At 63.8% G+C, this 19723-nt stretch carries 19 protein-coding genes; 12 read left to right on the top strand and 7 right to left on the bottom strand.

Going from position 1 to position 19723, the window contains the following annotated elements:
* The first annotated feature begins 112 nt into the window (after positions 1–112).
* Together NTD88_RS24580 and NTD88_RS24575 are read left to right on the top strand one after the other, a co-directional pair.
* On the top strand, positions 113–589 hold the full coding sequence (locus NTD88_RS24580) for an Lrp/AsnC family transcriptional regulator (protein ID WP_009394930.1): 477 nt from the start codon (positions 113–115) through the stop codon (positions 587–589).
* A gap of 55 nt (positions 590–644) precedes the next feature.
* Complete coding sequence (locus NTD88_RS24575) at positions 645–851, top strand: DUF2788 domain-containing protein (RefSeq protein ID WP_095159298.1); 207 nt, start codon at positions 645–647, stop codon at positions 849–851.
* 3 nt (positions 852–854) lie between these two features.
* On the opposite strand, the gene NTD88_RS24570 is transcribed toward NTD88_RS24575, so the two are convergent.
* The 4 genes from NTD88_RS24570 to NTD88_RS24555 form a co-directional block, all read right to left on the bottom strand.
* The gene (locus NTD88_RS24570) at positions 855–1484 is read right to left on the bottom strand and encodes a pseudouridine synthase (RefSeq protein ID WP_095159299.1); all 630 of its coding nucleotides are present in this window, start codon (positions 1482–1484) and stop codon (positions 855–857) included.
* Positions 1485–1490: 6 nt separating this feature from the next.
* On the bottom strand, positions 1491–2963 hold the full coding sequence (amn, locus tag NTD88_RS24565) for an AMP nucleosidase (RefSeq protein ID WP_095159300.1): 1473 nt from the start codon (positions 2961–2963) through the stop codon (positions 1491–1493).
* A 66-nt stretch (positions 2964–3029) separates the two neighbouring features.
* Positions 3030–4682, bottom strand: coding sequence for an acyl-CoA dehydrogenase family protein (locus NTD88_RS24560; RefSeq protein ID WP_262154022.1), 1653 nt, complete (start codon positions 4680–4682; stop codon positions 3030–3032).
* Between the two features lie 84 nt (positions 4683–4766).
* A complete protein-coding gene (locus tag NTD88_RS24555; RefSeq protein WP_262154021.1) occupies positions 4767–6752 on the bottom strand; it encodes a sensor histidine kinase in 1986 nt (661 codons plus the stop codon).
* Positions 6753–7012: 260 nt separating this feature from the next.
* On the opposite strand from NTD88_RS24555, the gene NTD88_RS24550 reads away from it, so the two are divergent.
* The 4 genes from NTD88_RS24550 (at position 7013) to NTD88_RS24535 (ending at position 10527) form a co-directional block, all read left to right on the top strand.
* Complete coding sequence (locus NTD88_RS24550; protein WP_095159303.1) at positions 7013–7810, top strand: hydroxymethylpyrimidine/phosphomethylpyrimidine kinase; 798 nt, start codon at positions 7013–7015, stop codon at positions 7808–7810.
* Positions 7811–7837: 27 nt separating this feature from the next.
* On the top strand, positions 7838–8464 hold the full coding sequence (gene thiE, locus NTD88_RS24545; protein WP_262154020.1) for a thiamine phosphate synthase: 627 nt from the start codon (positions 7838–7840) through the stop codon (positions 8462–8464).
* Between the two features lie 16 nt (positions 8465–8480).
* The gene (gene hemL, locus NTD88_RS24540) at positions 8481–9764 is read left to right on the top strand and encodes a glutamate-1-semialdehyde 2,1-aminomutase (protein WP_262128961.1); all 1284 of its coding nucleotides are present in this window, start codon (positions 8481–8483) and stop codon (positions 9762–9764) included.
* A 214-nt stretch (positions 9765–9978) separates the two neighbouring features.
* On the top strand, positions 9979–10527 hold the full coding sequence (locus NTD88_RS24535) for a tetratricopeptide repeat protein (RefSeq protein WP_262154019.1): 549 nt from the start codon (positions 9979–9981) through the stop codon (positions 10525–10527).
* 20 nt (positions 10528–10547) lie between these two features.
* Here NTD88_RS24535 and NTD88_RS24530 read toward each other — a convergent pair whose 3' ends face one another.
* The gene (locus NTD88_RS24530) at positions 10548–10874 is read right to left on the bottom strand and encodes a DUF1820 family protein (protein WP_095159307.1); all 327 of its coding nucleotides are present in this window, start codon (positions 10872–10874) and stop codon (positions 10548–10550) included.
* Between the two features lie 244 nt (positions 10875–11118).
* Between NTD88_RS24530 and NTD88_RS24525 the strand changes: the two genes are divergently transcribed.
* From NTD88_RS24525 to lnt, 4 genes are read left to right on the top strand one after another with little or no spacing between them, the layout of a single operon-like run.
* Positions 11119–12117 (top strand): PhoH family protein, encoded by a 999-nt coding sequence (locus NTD88_RS24525; protein ID WP_095159308.1) that lies wholly within the window; start codon positions 11119–11121, stop codon positions 12115–12117.
* Positions 12110–12604: an rRNA maturation RNase YbeY gene (gene ybeY, locus NTD88_RS24520; protein ID WP_175653546.1), complete on the top strand. Its 495-nt coding sequence runs from the start codon at positions 12110–12112 to the stop codon at positions 12602–12604. Before NTD88_RS24525 ends, ybeY begins: the two co-directional genes overlap by 8 nt.
* A gap of 5 nt (positions 12605–12609) precedes the next feature.
* On the top strand, positions 12610–13449 hold the full coding sequence (locus tag NTD88_RS24515) for an HlyC/CorC family transporter (RefSeq protein WP_095159310.1): 840 nt from the start codon (positions 12610–12612) through the stop codon (positions 13447–13449).
* Between the two features lie 8 nt (positions 13450–13457).
* Positions 13458–14975, top strand: a complete 1518-nt coding sequence (gene lnt / locus NTD88_RS24510; protein WP_262154018.1) for an apolipoprotein N-acyltransferase — start codon at positions 13458–13460, stop codon at positions 14973–14975.
* Between the two features lie 3 nt (positions 14976–14978).
* Here the strand turns inward: lnt and NTD88_RS24505 are convergent, their stop codons facing one another.
* A complete protein-coding gene (locus NTD88_RS24505) occupies positions 14979–15740 on the bottom strand; it encodes a YdcF family protein (RefSeq protein ID WP_262154017.1) in 762 nt (253 codons plus the stop codon).
* Between the two features lie 126 nt (positions 15741–15866).
* The gene (locus NTD88_RS24500) at positions 15867–16184 is read right to left on the bottom strand and encodes a hypothetical protein (protein WP_262154016.1); all 318 of its coding nucleotides are present in this window, start codon (positions 16182–16184) and stop codon (positions 15867–15869) included.
* A gap of 239 nt (positions 16185–16423) precedes the next feature.
* On the opposite strand from NTD88_RS24500, the gene leuS reads away from it, so the two are divergent.
* Together leuS and lptE are read left to right on the top strand one after the other, a co-directional pair.
* Positions 16424–19030 carry a leucine--tRNA ligase gene (gene leuS, locus NTD88_RS24495; protein ID WP_110969038.1) on the top strand — a complete coding sequence of 869 codons (2607 nt, stop codon included), beginning with the start codon at positions 16424–16426 and terminating at the stop codon, positions 19028–19030.
* Positions 19031–19096: 66 nt separating this feature from the next.
* On the top strand, positions 19097–19702 hold the full coding sequence (lptE, locus tag NTD88_RS24490; RefSeq protein WP_262128950.1) for an LPS assembly lipoprotein LptE: 606 nt from the start codon (positions 19097–19099) through the stop codon (positions 19700–19702).
* The last annotated feature ends 21 nt before the right edge of the window (positions 19703–19723 follow it).

Here is a 19723-nt window from a genome sequence, read left to right as displayed (position 1 = left end):
GGAAAATAGAGGTGATAGAGGATTGCGAAGATTGCGAAAAAAAACACCACTTGCGCAATTTTTTACTAAATATTAATAATTGTCAGCAATTCAAACAGAAAAGGCCTGATCGATGAGCAAGCTGGACCGCTATGACCTGAGCATTCTCGCCGAATTGCAGCGCGACGCACGCATCTCCAACCAGGAACTGGCCGAGCGCATCGGGCTGTCGCCCTCGCCCTGCTCGCGCCGGGTCAAGCAACTGGAAGACGACGGCTTCATCTCCCGCCAGGTCGCGCTGCTGGACCGCAAGAAGCTCGGCCTTAGCCTGACTGCCTACGTGCTGATCGGCATGGACCGACACACCCCCGAGCGCTTCGAAACCTTCGAAGCGGCGATCCGCAACCTGCCGCAGGTGCTGGAATGCAGCCTGGTCACCGGGATGGACGCCGACTACCAGCTCAAAGTGGTGGTGCCGGACATGGATCATTACCAGAAACTGCTGCTCGGTCACCTGACCCGTATCGAGGGCGTGACCAGCGTTCGCTCAAGCTTTGTCCTGAATCAAGTGTTGGCCAGTACGGAGCTGCCGCTGACGCACCTGCGTTAGTCAGCCCTGAGGGTGAGGCGTATACTTGCGCGCCTCACGCCGCCGGAGAAAATCGATGGATCCTGTGTTGTTCGAAGAGTGGATGATGACCATCCTCGTCACCATCCTGATTGGTTTCATGGGCTTCATCGTCTGGGACCTGGCAAAGAAGTCCAAGGCCGGCAAACTCGGCACGTTCATCCTGTTTTTCGCGCTCGGCCTGGGTGTCCTCGCCTTCGTCATCAAGAGCGTGGTGATCACCTGGATCGAGCTTCATCAGTAAGCCTCAGCGCTTCGCAGGCACTTCCTTCCACTGGCCTGGCTCAAGCCCGTCCACAGTCCAGTCGCCGATCCTGACCCGCACCAGACGCAGGGTCGGCAGCCCCACCGCTGCGGTCATTCGTCGCACCTGGCGGTTACGCCCTTCCTTGATGATCAACTCCAGCCAAGAGGTCGGCACGCTCTTGCGAAACCGCACCGGCGGATTGCGTGGCCAGAGTTCCGGCTCTTGCAGTTGCCGGGCCTGGGCCGGCAGGGTCATGCCGTCATTCAGTTCGACGCCGTCGCGCAGGCGCTGGATCTGCTCTTCGTTCGGCTCGCCTTCCACCTGCACCCAATACGTTTTCGGCAGCTTGTGCTTCGGGTCGGCGATGCGCGCCTGCAACTGGCCGTCGTTGGTCAGCAGCAGCAGGCCTTCGCTGTCGCGGTCGAGGCGACCGGCGGGATAGACGCCGGGCACCGCGATGAAATCCTTGAGGGTCGCCCGCCCCTCGCCGTCGCTGAATTGGGTCAGCACGTCGAAGGGCTTGTTGAACAGGATCAACCGCGACTCGGCCGGCGGCGCCTTGGGCGGGCGTCGCGGACCGGCGGGTTTTGCCGCGGGGCGGCGCGGCGTGGAGCGTGGGGGTAACGGCATGGGGCCTCAGCGGAACGGCGGCTCGTCAAAACTGCGCAGTTTACGCGAGTGCAGCGAGTTCAGTTCGGTGCGCAGCAGATCGAGGGCGGCGATGCCGATCTTCAAGTGCTGGCTGACGGCGCGGTTGTAGAAGGCGTTGGCCGCGCCCGGCAACTTGATCTCGCTGTGCAGCGGCTTGTCGGAGACGCACAGCAACGTGCCGTAAGGCACCCGCAGGCGATAACCCTGAGCGGCGATAGTGCCGCTTTCCATGTCCACCGCCACGGCGCGCGACAGGTTGATCAACGGTCGTTCCTGCGCCCAGCGCAGTTCCCAGTTGCGGTCGTCGTAGGTCAGCACGGTGCCGGTGCGCAGGCGTTTCTTCAGTTCGTCGCCACGTTCGCCGGTGACCTGCGCCGCCGCTTCCTGCAAGGCCATCTGCACTTCGGCCAAGGCCGGGATCGGAATGTTCGGCGGCACCACGCGGTCGAGAATGCCGTCGCGCCGCATGTAGGCGTGGGCCAGCACGTAGTCACCGATGGTCTGCGACTGCCGCAGGCCGCCGCAGTGGCCGATCATCAGCCAGCAATGCGGACGCAGCACCGCCAAGTGGTCGGTGATGTTCTTGGCGTTGGACGGGCCGACGCCGATGTTGACCAGGGTGACACCGTCGCCATCGGCGGCGATCAGGTGATAGGCCGGCATCTGGTAGCGGTGCCAGACCACCCCGGCCACCAGCGCCTGGGCCTCGCCGTTGTCCATGGCCTTTTCGATGATGACGTTGCCCGGCAGGACCATGCGCACGAAGCGCGGGTCGTCGCGCAATTGCTCAAGGCCATGGCTGATGAACTGGTCGACGTAACGGTGGTAGTTGGTCAGCAGGATCCACGGCTGCACATGGCGCCAGTCGCTGCCGGTGTAATGCACCAGGCGGCGCAGCGAGAAGTCCACCCGCGCGGCGTCGAACAGCGCCAGCGGCAGGGTCTCGGCGCTGCCCCAGTCGTACAGGCCGTCGGCGATACCATCGGTGGCGGCGGACAGGTCGGTGCTCGGAAACACCCGCGCCAGCGCGGCGGCGGTGATGCCGGTGCCGGCCAGTTCATCGCCCTGCTCGACCACGTAGGGGTAAGGAATGTTCTGTTCGCTGACGCCCACTTCGACGGTGACGGTGAAGTCCTGCATCAACGGGCGCAGTTGTTCCAGCAGGTAGCCGCGGAATGCCGCCGGATGGGTGACGGTGACGCTATAGGTGCCCGGCAACTGGACCTTGGCGTAGGCGCGGGTGGTGGCGGCGACCTCACCGTTGTAGTGATAGGTCAGGCGCAGTTCGGGATAACGGAACTGCGCACGCTCGTCCGCATCCGGCTCGGTACGGTCCTTCAGGTAGCGCTTGAGCGCCTGGCTCAAGGCGGTAGTCGCGTTTTCGTGCAGGGCCGCGAGGCGATCGACAGCTTGCTCGGCGGTTTCTACGACAACGAAGGCTTCATCAAAACGGCTCACTGGTTACTTCCTGTCTGACATGCAGGTTTCCATCTTGCCTACATCCGCGGCCAAAGGCACGCCCGTTCAGAGCGGCCAGGCCGGCGTGGCCCGTTGCACCAGCGCGGCGACGTCCACGCCTCGCGGCAAGGTGCCATAGACCCGCCCGCCGCCACTGAGCCGGCTGGCGATAAAGGCGTCGCTCACCGTGGCGTTGCCCGCCTCCAGCAGCAGCTTGGCCTGCAGACCGACGGCGATTTCTTCGACCAGTTGCCGGGCGCGGTACTGGATATCGCCGGTGTCGGCGAACGCCGCCTTGAGGTTGCCGATATGCGCGGCCAGACGCGGGTCGCCGTGGCCGTCGCCGAGTTCGGCGAACAGGCTGTCGAGAACACCCGGCTCTTTGGACAACGCCCGCAGCACGTCCAGGCACTGGACGTTGCCCGAGCCTTCCCAGGTCGAGTTCACCGGCGCCTCGCGGTACAGCCGCGGGAGAATGCTGTCTTCGACATAACCGGCACCGCCCATGCACTCGGCGGCCTCGTTGATCATGGCCGGGGCGCGTTTGCAGATCCAATACTTGCCCACCGCCGTCACCAGCCGGGCGAAGCGGGCCTGGTGCGGGTCGTCGAGATGGTCCAGGGCATGGCCCATGCGCAGGCTCAGGGCCAGCGCCGCTTCGCTTTCCAGCGCGAGGTCCGCCAGCACGTTCTGCATCAGCGGCTGTTCCGCCAACAGGCGGCCGCTGACCTGACGGTGCGCGCAGTGATGGGCCGCCTGGGTCAGGGCCTGGCGCATCAACGCGCTGGAACCGACCATGCAGTCGAAGCGGGTCATCGCAACCATCTCGATGATGGTCGGCACGCCGCGGCCTTCCTCGCCGATCATCCAGGCCAGGGCGCCGCGGAACTCCACTTCGCTGGACGCGTTGGACCAGTTGCCGAGCTTGTTCTTCAGGCGTTGCACGTAGAACTCGTTGCGCTGGTCGTCCGGCCGATGGCGCGGCAGCAGGAAGCAGCTCAGGCCCTTTTCGGTCTGCGCCAGGGTCAGGAAGGCGTCGCACATCGGTGCCGAACAGAACCATTTGTGACCGACCAATTCATACGCCTGGCCCGGCCCCGGCGAACCCACCGGGTAGGCCCGGGTGGTGTTGGCCCGCACGTCGGTGCCGCCCTGTTTCTCGGTCATCGCCATGCCAATGGTGACCCCGGCCTTGTGCCGGTCGCCGACATTGCGTGGGTCGTACTCGGTGGCCAGCACCTTGGGCAACCAGTAGTGCGCCAGTTCCGGCTGCAACTTCAGCGCCGGCACCGCGGCGAAAGTCATGGTCAGCGGGCAGCCACTGCCGGCTTCGGCCTGGCTGTGCAGGTAGGTCATAGAGGCGCGGGCGACATGCGCGCCTTCCCGCGGGTCGGTCCAGGGCAGTGACGGCAGGCCGTGTTCAACGGCCGTGCGCATCAGCTCGTGATAGGCCGGATGAAACTCCACCAGATCGATCCGGTGGCCGTAGCGGTCGTGGCTGACGAATTGCGGTTTGTTCTGGTTGGCGAGAAAGCCCGCTGCCATCAGCGGCCCGCCGGCGAGGGCACCGTAGGCATCGATCCGCGACTCGGCCCAACCGGCCCCGAACCTGCGACTCCACTCCTGCAACGGCAGGTCGAGGCGGTAGAGGTTGGCGCCATCGAGGGACGGCGGCTGGTTGGTGACTTCGTGGGTTTCAGCGTACTGATGCAGGTTCATGCGGGCTCCTGATCGTATGGGACGTGTCTGAAAAACCCAGTGAATCACGCCCCGCCGTCCGGTCAAAGTGACATAAACGCCACACTAGCCGCGATATGACACCTGCCCCTGGGCATCGCCCTGCGGCGCTGCCAGGGTCACCGCTACCCCGAGCTCGAAGCGGCTGCCCTCGCCCGGCACCGAGCTGTGCTGCAATCGGGCATCGATCAGCCCGGCCAGCTTCCGGCAGATCGCCAGGCCAATGCCGAGCCCGCCGTATTCGCGGCTCATCGAGCCATCGACCTGGAAGAAACGCTGGTACAGCAGGGTCTCGTCCAGCGCGGCGAAGCCGATGCCGCTGTCGCGCACGACGAAACTCAAGTGCAGCGACTGCCCCTGCGCCCTGACACCTCGCACCTGCAGGCTGACGCCGCCGCGGTGGGTGAACTTGAGGGCGTTGTCGAGCAGGTGGCCAAGGCACAGGGCCAGCTTGTGCCGGTCGCCGACGATCCGGTCCGGCAGTTCTTCCGCCGCGTCCAGGTTCAGCAGCAGGCCCTTGTCCAGGGCTGTCGGGTGGAACCGCCCGCGCAATTCGTGCAGCAGGCCACGCAGGCTGAACGGCTCGTTGCGCGCGGCCAGCCGGCCGGCCTGCAGTTCAGTGAGGACGAGGATGTCATCGACCATGCGCATCATGTTCTGCGCGGCAACGCTGGCGGTGTGCTGGTAGTGGCCCAACTCGGCTTCCAGCGTCAGCGTCTGCATCAGTTCCAGCGAGCCGATCACGCCGTTCATCGGGGTGCGCAGTTCGTGGGTCACGGTGGCGAGGAATTGATCCTTGAGGCGGTTGCTGTGGGCCAGTTGCTGGTTCATTTGCTCCAGCGCATGACCGGCTTCGCGCAGGGTTCGTGCCTGTTCATCGCGCATGCCGTTGATCCGGTCGGCCAGGGCCAGCGACAGCAGGCCAACCTCCAGCGCCGCGCCGATCTGGCTGGCGTACATGGTGAGGAAGACGTTGGGCAGGTAGCCGAGCACCATCAGCGTGTTGACCAGGCCACCGAGCAGAAACGCCGACCAGGCGATGATGAAGTAGCGCGCTACCCGCATGCCTCGCAGCCAGGCGAACACGCCGGCGGCAAAGATGCACAGGGTGAAGGCCAGCGCCAGCGCGGTGGCCAGGCGCAAAGCGAGGCCGTAGCTGGACGCCAGCGACATCAACATCACCAGCGCCGAGCAGGCCACCAGCACTTGCAACAGGCGGTCGAAGGCCCGGCTGTGGCGGGAAATCTGCAGGAAACTGCGGGCGAACTGGCAACCGAACAGGCCGGCAGCGCCGATGAACAGCGGCGTCGCGGCATTCGCCCACCACGGGCTGTCCGGCCAGAAATAGGCCACCGCCGCACCGTTGACGGACAACTGATAGAGACCGAACGAGGCGATATAAAGGATGTACCAGAGGTAACTGGTGTCGCGCACGCTGACATAGATGAACAGGTTGTAGACCAGCATCCCCAGCAGCACGCCGTAGATCAGCCCGAGCACATAGATCTTCGCCGGCAGGGCTTCCAGATAGGCCTGGCCAGACCACAGCGTCAGCGGCGCCTGCACCGAGCCTTCGCTTTGCAGGCGCAGATAAACGGTCAGCGACTGGTCCGGCTGCAAGGGCAGTTCAAACAGGTAGTTGTTCTGGGCGATCTGTCGGCTGGCATACGGCAGCGCATCGCCGGTGCGCTGGACCAGGCGGTAACTGCCGCCTGCGTCCGGCAGATACAGCTCAAGGTGATCCAGCGGCGGGTAGGCGAGCTCGAGCAGCCAGGTGCGCGGCGCGGCCTGGGGCATGGCGTTGTAGTGGAGGTCGATTTTCAGCCAGAACGCGGACTTGGAATAACCGGCGTTGAGCACATCAGCCTGGTGCGGCTGGAAGTGGGTGGCAAAGGATGGCGCACTGACCTGGGCGATGGAGGCACTCCCGTCGTGGTCTTCGAACACCTGCATGACGCGGCCCAGGGGCAGGTTTCGGGTCGAGTCGTCGAACTCCACCGCATCGGCCAGCAACGGAAGCCAGCCCAACAGAACGATCAGCAAATAGCGCATACAGCCCCAGCGTGGCCTGCACGGTCGCGTCGCGATGCCTCCTGTCCGTTTGAGACGACGAAATCCGGCAGTGCCTGATGTCAATTTCGAAGCGCGCAAGTATAGCCGCTCGGCGCTGCCATCGACCACGTAGAATTTCAAGGCGGCCGCTCTATCCCGGCCTATACAGCCATAAAACAAAATATTTCTGACCGGTCGATCAAAAAACTCGCGCGCGGCGGCAAACCCGCTAAAAGAGTTTGGTGGTAAGCTCGCGCACCATGAATATCTACAGCTCCCGCCCCGTTGTCCTCTGTCTCTCCGGCCACGACCCCAGTGGCGGCGCCGGCTTGCAGGCAGATATCGAAGCCCTGATCGCGCAAGGCTGTCACGCCGCTCCGGCCGTGACCGCACTGACCGTGCAGGATACCGTCAATGTCCAGGACTTCCGCGTGCTCGACCGCGAGTGGGTACTGGCCCAGGCCAACATCGTCCTGGCTGATTCCGAGGTCGCCGCGGTCAAGCTCGGCATGCTCGGGTCGCTGGAGATGGTCGAAACCGTGGTCGGACTGCTCAGCGCGCATCCGCACCTGCCGGTGGTCTGCGACCCGGTGCTGCGCGCCGGTGGCGGCGGTCGGCTGGGCAAGGACGAAGTTGGCTACGCGATCCGCGAACGCCTGCTGCCGCTGGCAACCATCGCCACGCCGAACCTGCCCGAAGCACGCATCCTCGCCGAACTGCCCGAGGGCACGGCCGACGAATGCGCGGAAAAACTCCTGCCGTTCGTCAAGCACCTGCTGATCACCGGCGGCCACGGCGAAGAAACCGAAATCCACAACCGTCTTTACAGCCGCGGCGGCGAGCAATCCACCTGGACCTGCCAGCGCCTGCCCGGCAGCTACCACGGTTCCGGCTGCACACTGGCCAGCGCCCTCGCCGGCCGTCTGGCCCTTGGCGAGCAACTGCCGAGCGCGGTGCGCTCGGCGCTGGATTACACCTGGCGGACCCTGCGCGACGCCGAACAACTGGGCAAGGGCCAGTTCGTGCCCCGCCGCCTGCCCCTGGATTTCTGCTCCTGAAACACTGATTGCTGTGAGGCGCCTGTAATGAAGCTACGCGGTTTGTATGCCATCACCGACAGCCAGTTGCTGGCCGGCCGGTTTCTGCCTTATGTCGAGGCCGCGCTGGAAGGCGGGGTGACCCTGCTGCAATACCGCGACAAGAGCGACAACCAGGCGCAACGGTTGCGCGATGCCGAAGCGCTGCGCGACCTCTGCGAGCGCTACAAGACCCACCTGATCATCAACGACGACGCTGAACTGGCCGCGCGCCTGGGCGTCGGCGTGCACCTGGGGCAGACCGACGGCCCGCTGACCCCGGCGCGGACCCTGCTCGGGCGCCAGGCAATCATCGGTTCCACTTGCCATGCCCAGCTTGATCTGGCCGAACAGGCCGCCCGCGAAGGCGCCAGCTATGTCGCCTTCGGCCGCTTCTTCAACTCGGTGACCAAGCCCGGCGCACCGGCGGCCAACGTCGAATTGCTGGAGCAGGCCCGCACGCGGATCAAACTGCCGATAGCGGTCATCGGCGGCATTACCCTGGACAACGCCGCGCCGCTGGTCGAGCACGGTGCCGACCTGCTGGCGGTGATCCACGGTCTGTTCGGTGCCGACAGCACGCAGGAAGTCACCCGCCGCGCCCGTGCCTTCAACGCCCTCTTTACCCGTATCTGATTTGCGAGAGACCACCATGTCCCGTTCCGAAATCCTGTTCGCCAACGCCCAGAAACACATCCCCGGCGGCGTCAACTCGCCGGTCCGTGCCTTCCGCAGCGTCGGCGGCACCCCGCTGTTCTTCAAACACGCCGAAGGCGCCTACGTCACTGACGAAGACGACAAGCGTTATGTCGATTACGTCGGCTCGTGGGGCCCGATGATCCTCGGCCACAGCCACCCGGACGTGCTGGCGTCGGTGCGCAAGCAACTGGAGCACGGCCTGTCCTACGGCGCCCCGACCGCGATGGAAACCGAGATGGCCGATCTGGTCTGCTCGCTGGTGCCATCGATGGAAATGGTGCGCATGGTCAGCTCCGGCACCGAGGCGACCATGAGCGCCATCCGCCTGGCCCGTGGCTTCACCGGTCGCGACAGCATCATCAAGTTCGAAGGCTGCTACCACGGTCACTCCGACAGCCTGCTGGTGAAAGCCGGCTCCGGCCTGCTGACCCAGGGCGTACCAAGCTCGGCCGGTGTGCCGGCGGACTTCGCCAAACACACCTTGACCCTGCCGTTCAACGACATCGACGCGGTCGCGAAAATGCTGGCCGAAGTGGGCCAGGACGTGGCCTGCATCATCGTCGAGCCGGTGGCCGGCAACATGAACTGCGTGCCGCCGGCGCCGGGTTTCCTCGAAGGCCTGCGCAGCCTGTGCGACCAGCACGGCGTGGTGCTGATCTTCGACGAAGTGATGACCGGTTTCCGTGTCGCCCTCGGCGGCGCCCAGGCGCACTACGGCGTGACTCCGGACCTGTCGACCTTCGGCAAAATCGTCGGCGGCGGCATGCCGGTCGGCTGCTTCGGTGGCAAGCGCCACATCATGGAACAGATCGCCCCGCTGGGCCCGGTCTACCAGGCCGGCACCCTGTCGGGTAACCCGCTGGCCATGGCCGCCGGTCTGACCACCCTGAAGCTGATCAGCCGTCCGGGCTTCCACGACGAACTGAGCGCCTTCACCAGCCGCCTGCTGGACGGCCTGCAACAGCGCGCCGACGCGGCGGGCGTACCGTTCGTCACCACCCAGGCGGGCGGCATGTTCGGCCTGTACTTCACCGGGGCCGACGATATCGTCACCTTCGAAGACGTGATGGGCAGCGACACCGACCGCTTCAAGCGCTTCTTCCACCTGATGCTGGAAGGCGGCGTGTACCTGGCGCCAAGTGCGTTCGAAGCGGGCTTCACCTCGATCGCCCACGGCGAAACCGAACTGAAGATCACCCTCGATGCCGCCGAGCGGGCCTTCGCCAGCCTGAAGTAAGCAGCGGGTAAACATAACGGCGGCGAAAGTCTTGAAGCCAATGGCTTGTAAGACTTTCGCCCCTGTTTATTAAGAATTAACCAAAGGCGTGGCAGTTAATTCCGTCTCATTAACAGAAATTCTGGTAAAGACTTTGTAAGGTTGGCGCTGCTTATCCCATAATGTGCCACCAGACACACTTTGGCCGCAGCTTTGCAGAGGTAAGTCGATCACCATGAACCGCGCCGGCCGCGCCCTCGTCCTGGGCTGCCTGTTGCTACTTCAGCCCCTGCTGGCCATGGCAGGCGGTAACTCGTTGCTGATCCCCACCACGGGCCGCTGCACCCTCAACACGTCCCCAGAAGAACTCGCCGACGCCGTGACTCGCTGCAAGCAGTCCGCGCAATCCGGCGATGCCCAGGCGCAATACGAACTGGGTGAGTTCTATCACGATGGCAAGAACACTCCGCGCGACCTCAATCAGGCCCTGAATTATTTCGAGCAGGCTTCGCTGCAAGGCCACGCCGACGCGCAACTGCAACTGGGCACGATGTTCTTCCGCGGCGAAGGCGTCCCCGCCAACAACGTCCAGGCGTATATCGTGCTGAAGATGGCGGCGGTCAACGGCGCCGAGGATGCGCTGGACCTGGCCGACCAGGTGTCGGCGCAGATGCAGCGTGATGAACTGGAAGTCGCTACCCAGGTGCTCGGGCAGATTTTCCGCAAGTATTTGCTGGAGCTGCAGACCGTCGACGGTCGCACCCCCTTCTCGCCACTGCCCTGATCCGGGCTTATTTCTCCGGCTTACTTATCCGAGATAGGCATCGGGAACGGCATCACATTGCTGACGCCCTTGGCCTCACTGATCTTCGGCGTACCCAGGCGCTCGACTTCATCGATTCGCACGATCGAATGCATCGGCACAAAGCTGCGGGTGACACCTTCGAACTGCGCCTTGAGCTTCTCTTCGCTGGGATCGACCACCACCTGGGTGCGCTCGCCGAACACGAATTCCTCTATTTCGAGAAAGCCCCACAGATCACTCTGGTAGATCTGCTTGGCATACATCTCGAATACCTGACCCTGATTGAGAAAGATCACTTTGTAGATGGGGGCTTCACGCTTGGTCATTTTCGGCAGGCAAGATCGGAATCAAAGAGGGCGCGAACTATAGCACAGGCCCTTGGGACCACTGGCGTGGGAACAGTCCGCCACCGGTCCTGCACTGTGCACCCGTTGGGTCACCCGATGATCGCGCACGGTGGCGGGGCCGGACAAACCCGCCACCCATTGATCGTTTCAGCGCTTTCGCAGGCACGCGGCTGGGGTTATCCTTCACCACATATTTCTTGCCCAAGGGCGGCTTAAAACAACCTTGAACGCACCCATCGAACCCCATCGTTTCATCCTCGAGCCCTTCGAAGCTCACCGTTTCGCCAACCTGTGCGGCCAGTTCGACGAGCACCTGCGCCTGATCGAACAACGCCTGGCCATCGAAATCCGCAATCGCGGCAACCAGTTCGAATTGATTGGCGAGCCCAAGGTCACCTCCTCCGCCGAGCAACTGCTGCGCCGTCTCTATCGCGAGACCAAGGCCACTGAACTGTCGCCGGAAATGGTCCATCTGTACCTCCAGGAATCCACGGTTGAAGCGCTGGAAAACCCGGCCATCAACGAAGTCAGCGTCTCGCTGCGCACGCGCAAGGGCACCATCCGTCCGCGCGGGCTGAACCAGCAACGCTACGTCAAGGAAATCCTCGGCAACGACATCAACTTCGGCATCGGCCCGGCCGGTACCGGCAAGACCTACCTCGCGGTAGCCTGCGCCGTGGACGCGCTCGAGCGCGAACAGGTGCGACGCATCCTGCTGGTGCGCCCGGCGGTAGAGGCGGGTGAAAAACTCGGCTTCCTGCCCGGCGACCTGGCCCAGAAGATCGACCCGTACCTGCGCCCGCTGTACGACGCCCTGTATGAAATGTTCGGCTTCGAGCACGTGACCAAGCTCATCGAGCGCCAGGTCATCGAAATCGCCCCGCTGGCCTACATGCGCGGCCGCACGCTGAACAACAGCTTCATCATTCTCGACGAGAGCCAGAACACCACCGTCGAGCAGATGAAGATGTTCCTGACCCGCATCGGCTTCGGCTCCACCGCCGTGATCACCGGTGACATCACCCAGGTCGACCTGCCGCGTGGCACCAAGTCGGGTCTGGCCCATGTCATCGAGGTGCTCAAAGGCGTGCCGGGCATCACCTTCACCCATTTCCAGCCCAAGGACGTGGTGCGCCATCCACTGGTGCAACGCATCGTCGAAGCCTACGAGCGCTTCGAAGACCAGCAGGCCAAGGCTGAAGGCAAACCGCGCAATGCTTGAACTGGACCTGCAACGGGCGACCGAAGCGGCCGCCCCCGATGACGCCCTGTTCCGCCGCTGGTGCGAACTGGCCCTGCGCCAGCGCACTGCCGACTCGGAAATGACCATCCGTCTGGTGGACGAAGCTGAAGCCCGCGAACTGAATCACACGTACAGGCACAAGGACTACGCCACCAACGTACTGTCCTTCCCCGCCGACGTCCCCGACGACATGCTCGATATTCCGCTGCTGGGCGATCTGGTGATCTGCGTGGCAGTGGTCGAGCGTGAAGCCGCCGAGCAAGGAAAGTCCCTTGAAGCCCACTGGGCGCACCTGGTCATCCATGGTTGCCTGCACCTGTTGGGCTACGACCACATCGATGACGATGAGGCCGAGGAAATGGAAGCACTGGAACGAACGTTGCTAGCAGAACTGGGTCATCCGGACCCTTATGCCGACGACGAAGACGACACACCTCACACTGATATCTGCAAGGATCACGAGTAACCGCCATGAGCGAAGATCGATCGAGCAACGGGCAAAAGTCCTGGCTGGGCAAACTGACCCAGGCTTTTGCCCATGAGCCGAAAAACCGCCAGGAGCTCCTTGAGCTGCTGCGCGAAGCCCACCAGAACAAGCTGCTCGACAGCGAAGCGCTGACCATCGTCGAAGGCGCCATCCAGGTCGCCGACCTGCAGGTGCGCGACATCATGGTGCCGCGCTCGCAGATGATCAGCATCAAGTCGTCGCAGTCGCCCCGCGAGTTCCTCCCGGCGATCATCGACGCCGCGCACTCGCGCTATCCGGTGGTTGGCGAAAGCCACGACGATGTCCTCGGCGTCCTGCTCGCCAAGGACCTGTTGCCGCTGATCCTCAAGGAAAACGGCGACAGCTTCAACATCAAGGACCTGCTGCGCCCGGCCACTTTCGTGCCCGAGTCCAAGCGCCTGAACGTCCTGCTGCGCGAGTTCCGCGCCAACCATAACCACATGGCCATCGTCATCGACGAATACGGCGGCGTGGCAGGTCTGGTGACCATCGAGGACGTGCTGGAGCAGATCGTCGGCGATATCGAGGACGAGCACGATGTCGAGGAAGACAGCTACATCAAACCGCTGCCCAGCGGTGATTTCCTGATCAAGGCGCTGACCCCGATCGAGAACTTCAACGAGTTCTTCGACAGCGAGTTCTCCGACGACGAGTTCGACACCGTTGGCGGCCTGGTCATGAGCGCGTTCGGGCACCTGCCCAAGCGCAACGAAACCACTGAAATCGGGCCGTATCGCTTCCGTATCCTCAACGCTGACAGCCGCCGGATACACCTGCTGCGCCTGACCCCCGTCACCCGCTAAGGACCACCATGCGTTGGATCACCCGCCCCGGCTGGCCCGGTAACCTGCTGGCCGTGGCGGCCGGCGCCCTGACTCCGCTGGCGCTCGCGCCGTTCGATATCTGGCCGCTGGCCTTGCTGTCGCTGGGTCTGTTCTACCTCGGCCTGCGCGAGCTGAGCCCGCGCCAGGCGCTGGGTCGCGGCTGGTGCTACGGCTTCGGCCTGTTCGCCGCCGGCACCTGGTGGATCTACGTCAGTATCCACACCTACGGCGGTGCCTCGGCGCTGCTGGCCGGCGGGCTGATGCTCGCGTTCTTCGCCTCCATCGCCTGGTTCTTTGCCCTGCCCGCCTGGCTCTGGGCGCGCTGGCTGCGGCGCAACGAAGCGCCACTGGCCGACGCCTTGGGCTTCGCCGCCCTGTGGCTGGGCCAGGAAGCCTTCCGCGGCTGGTTCCTGACCGGTTTCCCCTGGCTCTACGCCGGTTACAGCCAGCTTGACGGCCCACTCGCCGGACTCGCGCCGGTGGGCGGCATGTGGCTGGTGTCCTTCACGCTGGCGTTGACCGCCGCGCTGCTGTGCAACCTGCGTCTTCTGCGCCAGCGCAAAGCCTTCCTCGCGGCCGGCATCGCCTTGCTGGTCGGCCCGTGGGCCATCGGCCTGGGGCTCAAGGGGCATGCCTGGACCGTGCCGTCCGGCGATCCCCTGAAGGTCGCGGCCATCCAGGGCAACATCGAACAAAGCCTGAAATGGGAACCCAATCAGTTGCGCAGTCAACTGGAGCTGTACCGCGACATGAGCTTCACCAGCAAGCCGGTTGACCTGATCGTCTGGCCGGAAACCGCGGTGCCGGTGTTCAAGGATTCGGTGCAAGGCTATCTGGACATGATGAGCGGCTTCGCCGGAGATCGGCATTCCGCGCTGATCACCGGGGTTCCGGTGCGGCAGATCGAACACGAGCAGCGGCGCTACTACAACGGCATCACCGCGATCGGCGAAGGCGACGGCACCTACCTGAAACAGAAGCTGGTGCCCTTCGGCGAATATGTTCCGCTGCAAGACCTGCTGCGCGGCGTGATCCAGTTCTTCGACCTGCCCATGTCCGACTTCGCCCGCGGCCCGGCCGACCAGCCACTGCTGCAGGCCAAGGGCTACCAGCTTGCGCCGTTCATCTGCTACGAAGTGGTCTACCCGGAACTGGCCGCGAGCCTGGCGGCACGCAGCGACATCCTCCTGACCATCAGCAATGACACCTGGTTCGGCAAGTCCATCGGCCCGCTGCAGCACCTGCAAATGGCGCAGATGCGCGCCCTTGAAGCCGGACGCTGGATGATCCGTTCGACCAACAACGGCGTTACCGGCCTGATCGACCCGTTCGGTCGCATCACCGCGCAGATTCCGCAGTTCGAACGCGCCATCCTCTACGGCGAAGTGGTGCCGATGCAGCAACTGACGCCTTACCTGCGCTGGCGTTCGTGGCCGCTGGTGATCCTCTGCACGCTGTTGCTGGGCTGGGCATTGCTGACCAGCCGGATCGCCAAGACGGTCTGAGCCTCAGTAGAAAAGTCGGTAACCGACAAGGCCAACTGCTTCGTTGAACAGTTGGCCGCTTTGCCACATCACCTTGCTGTGCGGCAGCCAACCGCCGAACGGGTAGCCGTGGTCGATGCCCATGAAGCCCACCGGCGCTGGCACCACGTCAAAACCAGCCTGCTGGAAACTCCAGACCGAGCGCTGCATGTGCCAGGCCTGGGTCACCACGACAACCCGCTTGACCCCTTGTGGCAGCAGCATCGCGGCGCTCAGCTCGGCATTCTCCCAGGTGGTGCGGCTCTCTTCCTCCAGCCAGCGCACCGGCACACCGAAATCCCGCTGCATCGAATCGGCCATCAGCCGTGCTTCGCTGGGCGGCGAGCCGTAATGCAGACCGCCCGTGGTCAGTACTGGCAGCCCGGACGCCTTGGCCAGTTGCGCGGCATAGCGCATGCGTTCGAGGGCCACCCCGGTTGGCTGGTCTTGCGAGCCCCAGGCCGGGTCGCCGCGCTCGCGCCCTGCACCGAGGACGACGATGGCATCAGCGCGCTCGGCCAACGTTGCCCACTGGTCCACGCTCAACGCCGGCTCGGTCTCGAGCTGACTGGCCATTTGCTGCATCACCACCGGCAGGCTCATCGCCAACAGGCCGCCGAATCCCGCGACGAAGCACAAACGGGCCGTACGCGGCCACGATTTGCGCAGCCACCAGCCGACAATCAGCAGCACGAAGAAAATGCCTGGCGGCATCAACCATTGTTTGACGAAGAAACGAAACGGCATCGGGCATCTCCCTGAAATGCGCGAAGCCTAAGAGAAATCGGCGCCTGGAAACAGTAACCAGGCGCCGTATCGGAGAAAAGAATGCTGCGGTGGCGCACTCCAGACTGCGCCGTGATAGGCCTAACGCTATTTGCGTTGCAGCGCTCGGGTTTTGAGCGCTGCGGTAGAACGTGCCTTGTCCTTGAGCCAGATGACCCGACCCGAAGGGGGCGCTTCCATTGAGGGTGCAACGCCGGAAACTTTTTGCCCGCGTGCCGGCGCGGACTCGAGATAGGCTTTGATAACGTCGAACTCGGCGCTGCTCAAACCACGCAGTTCCAGTTCGTCGGGCATTTCATCGCGTAATCGAACCGAGGTCCGGGCCACATCCAGGGCCAGTCCCAGACGGTCGATCAGTCGTTCGTAAAGCTCCGGTTTCAATGCTTGTAGCTGCGAATCTCCCATCCGTTCACCTCATCGAAGATAAAATTCATCTCCCCCAGACATGAGCTTAGCGTCACCGGCAAAAGCGGCTGGACGCCGCGACCAACGGCCCTGGCGCCGGCCCGCGATGCAATCAGGGTTTCCCACGACCGTTGGGGGTCATGTATGCTACGGCGTTCACTCTTGACACCGGATTACCGGGCACAAACGGTTTTCAACCGGCCTGGATAAGGTCTCCCATTTCTCAGCGCAAAGTAGCCATGCACGAACACTATCAGCCCCGCGAAATCGAAGCCGCCGCCCAGTCCTACTGGGACGAGCACAAGTCTTTTGAAGTCAGTGAACAGCCAGGCAAGGACACTTACTACTGCCTGTCGATGTTCCCGTACCCGAGCGGCAAGCTACACATGGGGCACGTGCGCAACTACACCATCGGCGACGTGATCGCGCGCTACCAGCGCATGCTCGGCAAGAACGTCCTGCAGCCGATGGGCTGGGATGCCTTCGGCATGCCGGCAGAAAACGCCGCGATGAAAAACAACGTCGCGCCGGCGAAGTGGACCTACGAAAACATCGACTACATGAAGACCCAGCTCAAGAGCCTGGGCCTGGCCATCGACTGGTCGCGTGAAGTCACCACCTGCAAGCCGGACTACTACCGCTGGGAACAGTGGCTGTTCACCCGCCTGTTCGAAAAAGGCGTGATCTACCGCAAGAACGGTACCGTGAACTGGGACCCGGCCGATCAGACCGTACTGGCCAACGAGCAGGTCATCGACGGCCGTGGCTGGCGTTCGGGCGCGCTGATCGAGAAGCGCGAAATCCCGATGTACTACTTCAAGATCACCGACTACGCCGACGAACTGCTGGAAAGCCTCGACGATCTGCCGGGCTGGCCCGAGCAGGTCAAGACCATGCAGCGCAACTGGATCGGCAAGTCCCGCGGCATGGAAGTGCAGTTCCCCTATGACGAGGCGAGCATCGGCGAAGCCGGCGCGCTGAAAGTCTTCACCACCCGTCCCGACACCCTGATGGGCGCGACCTACGTCGCCGTCGCCGCGGAGCACCCGCTGGCCACCCTCGCGGCCCAGGGCAACCCGGAACTGCAAGCGTTCATCGACGAATGCAAGAGCGGTAGCGTTGCCGAAGCCGACATCGCCACCCAGGAAAAGAAAGGCGTGGCCACCTCGTTGCTGGTCCGCCATCCACTGACCGGCGAGAAGCTGCCGGTGTGGGTCGCCAACTACGTGCTGATGCACTACGGCGACGGCGCAGTCATGGCCGTACCGGCCCACGACGAACGCGACTTCGAATTCGCCACCAAGTACCAACTGCCGATCAAGGCTGTGGTCCGCACCAGCGCCGGTGATGAAGTCGGTAGCGAATGGCAGGCCGCCTACGGCGAGCATGGCCAACTGATCAACTCCGGCGAGTTCGACGGTCTGGACTTCGCCGGCGCTTTCGACGCCATCGAAGCCGCGCTGATCCGCAAGGAGTCGGGCAAGTCTCGCACCCAGTTCCGCCTGCGCGACTGGGGTATCAGCCGCCAGCGCTACTGGGGCTGCCCGATCCCGATCATCCATTGCCCGTCCTGCGGCGACGTACCGGTGCCGGAAGACCAGTTGCCGGTCACCCTGCCGGAGAACGTGGTGCCGGATGGCGCTGGCTCGCCACTGGCGCGCATGCCCGAGTTCTACGAGTGCACCTGCCCGAAATGCGGCACTGCGGCCAAGCGTGAAACCGACACCATGGACACCTTCGTCGAGTCGTCCTGGTACTTCGCCCGTTACGCGTCGCCGAACTACGAAGGTGGCCTGGTCGATCCGAAAGCGGCCAACCACTGGTTGCCGGTCGACCAGTACATCGGCGGCATCGAACACGCCATCCTGCACCTGCTCTACGCGCGTTTCTTCCACAAGCTGATGCGTGACGAAGGCCTGGTCAGTTCCAGCGAGCCGTTCAAGAACCTGCTGACCCAGGGCATGGTGGTCGCCGAGACCTACTACCGCGTTGCCAGCAATGGCGGCAAGGACTGGTTCAACCCGGCCGACGTCGAGCTCGAGCGCGATGCCAAAGCCAAGATCATCGCCGCACGCCTGAAGACCGACGGCCTGCCGGTGGAAATCGGCGGCACCGAGAAGATGTCCAAGTCCAAGAACAACGGCGTTGACCCGCAGTCAATGATCGATGCCTACGGCGCCGATACCTGCCGCCTGTTCATGATGTTCGCCTCGCCGCCCGACATGAGCCTGGAATGGTCCGACTCCGGCGTCGAGGGTGCAAGCCGCTTCCTGCGTCGTGTCTGGCGCCTGGCTCAGGCGCATGTCGCCCAGGGCCTGCCGGCCAAGGCCGACCTGAGCAGCCTGAGCGACGCGCAGAAAGCCGTGCGCCGCGCTACGCACTCGGCGATTCGCCAGGCCAGCATCGATGTCGGCCAGCACCACAAATTCAACACCGCCATCGCCCAGGTGATGACCCTGATGAACGTGCTGGAAAAGGCCGCCCAGGACAGCGAGCTGGACCGCGCGCTGATCCAGGAAGGTCTGGAAGCCGTGACCCTGATCCTGGCTCCGATCACCCCGCATATCAGCCATGGCCTGTGGCAGAGCCTCGGCCACAGCGGCCCGGCGATCAACGCCGGCTGGCCAGCCGTGGACGAAAGCGCCCTGGTACAGGACAGCCTGCAACTGGTCATCCAGGTCAACGGCAAGTTGCGCGGGCAGATCGAAATGCCTGCCGCCGCCAGCCGCGAGGACGTCGAAGCCGCCGCACGCAGCAACGAGAACGTGCTGCGCTTCACCGAAGGCCTGACGATCCGCAAGGTCATCGTGGTACCCGGCAAGCTGGTCAACATCGTCGCCAACTGACAGGACCGGGCGCCCTGGCGGGCGCCCGCACAGACAAGGCCCACAAGGTTTCAAGGGAGCAACAAGATGATCAAACGCAATTTGTTGGTAATAGGCCTGGCGGTAATGCTCAGCGCCTGCGGTTTCCAACTGCGTGGTACCGGGACCAACGAGCTGGCCATCAAGGAACTGGATGTGAGCGCCCGTAACGCTTACGGCGAAACGGTCACTCAACTGCGCGACGTGCTGAAGAACAGCGGCGTCAACGTCCATGCTGGCGCGCCGTTCAAACTGGTCCTGACCAACGAAGTCGAAAACCAGCGCGCCGCCAGCTACGCCGGCTCCGCTCGCTCGGTGGAATACGAGCTGAGCACCGAACTGTCCTACGAGATCCAGGGCCAGAACAACACGCCGCTGCTCAACGACAAGCTGGAAGTCCGCAAGATCTACGTGCATGACGGCAACAACATCACTGGCTCCGGCCAGGAAGCAGGCCAGATCCGCAAGGAAATGCGTCGCGACCTGGTACAGAACATGGTGCTGCGCCTGCAACTGCTGACTCCGGCCCAGCTCGACGAGCTGCAAGCCAAGGCCGACGAGCGCGCCCGGGCAGAAGCCGAGGCACTGGAAGCGGCCCGCCGCGCCCAGGCAGCCCAACCCCAGCAATCGCCGCTGGAAATCCCGGCCCGCTGAGGCTGAACGGGGCGCTTCGGC

It is taken from the genome of Pseudomonas sp. 20P_3.2_Bac5 (assembly GCF_025466035.1).
Lineage (GTDB): Bacteria > Pseudomonadota > Gammaproteobacteria > Pseudomonadales > Pseudomonadaceae > Aquipseudomonas.
This window is presented reverse-complemented; position numbering and strand designations above follow the sequence as displayed.

Excerpts from the sequence above, each read along its gene's own strand:
- NTD88_RS24580 (WP_009394930.1), top strand. The coding sequence starts at position 113 with ATGAGCAAGCTGGACCGCTATGACCTGAGCATTCTCGCCGAATTGCAG.
- NTD88_RS24575 (WP_095159298.1), top strand. The coding sequence starts at position 645 with ATGGATCCTGTGTTGTTCGAAGAGTGGATGATGACCATCCTCGTCACC.
- NTD88_RS24570 (WP_095159299.1), bottom strand. The coding sequence starts at position 1,484 with ATGCCGTTACCCCCACGCTCCACGCCGCGCCGCCCCGCGGCAAAACCC.
- NTD88_RS24560 (WP_262154022.1), bottom strand. The coding sequence starts at position 4,682 with ATGAACCTGCATCAGTACGCTGAAACCCACGAAGTCACCAACCAGCCG.
- NTD88_RS24555 (WP_262154021.1), bottom strand. The coding sequence starts at position 6,752 with ATGCGCTATTTGCTGATCGTTCTGTTGGGCTGGCTTCCGTTGCTGGCC.
- NTD88_RS24550 (WP_095159303.1), top strand. The coding sequence starts at position 7,013 with ATGAATATCTACAGCTCCCGCCCCGTTGTCCTCTGTCTCTCCGGCCAC.
- thiE (WP_262154020.1), top strand. The coding sequence starts at position 7,838 with ATGAAGCTACGCGGTTTGTATGCCATCACCGACAGCCAGTTGCTGGCC.
- hemL (WP_262128961.1), top strand. The coding sequence starts at position 8,481 with ATGTCCCGTTCCGAAATCCTGTTCGCCAACGCCCAGAAACACATCCCC.
- NTD88_RS24535 (WP_262154019.1), top strand. The coding sequence starts at position 9,979 with ATGAACCGCGCCGGCCGCGCCCTCGTCCTGGGCTGCCTGTTGCTACTT.
- NTD88_RS24530 (WP_095159307.1), bottom strand. The coding sequence starts at position 10,874 with ATGACCAAGCGTGAAGCCCCCATCTACAAAGTGATCTTTCTCAATCAG.
- ybeY (WP_175653546.1), top strand. The coding sequence starts at position 12,110 with ATGCTTGAACTGGACCTGCAACGGGCGACCGAAGCGGCCGCCCCCGAT.
- NTD88_RS24515 (WP_095159310.1), top strand. The coding sequence starts at position 12,610 with ATGAGCGAAGATCGATCGAGCAACGGGCAAAAGTCCTGGCTGGGCAAA.
- lnt (WP_262154018.1), top strand. The coding sequence starts at position 13,458 with ATGCGTTGGATCACCCGCCCCGGCTGGCCCGGTAACCTGCTGGCCGTG.
- NTD88_RS24505 (WP_262154017.1), bottom strand. The coding sequence starts at position 15,740 with ATGCCGTTTCGTTTCTTCGTCAAACAATGGTTGATGCCGCCAGGCATT.
- NTD88_RS24500 (WP_262154016.1), bottom strand. The coding sequence starts at position 16,184 with ATGGGAGATTCGCAGCTACAAGCATTGAAACCGGAGCTTTACGAACGA.
- leuS (WP_110969038.1), top strand. The coding sequence starts at position 16,424 with ATGCACGAACACTATCAGCCCCGCGAAATCGAAGCCGCCGCCCAGTCC.
- lptE (WP_262128950.1), top strand. The coding sequence starts at position 19,097 with ATGATCAAACGCAATTTGTTGGTAATAGGCCTGGCGGTAATGCTCAGC.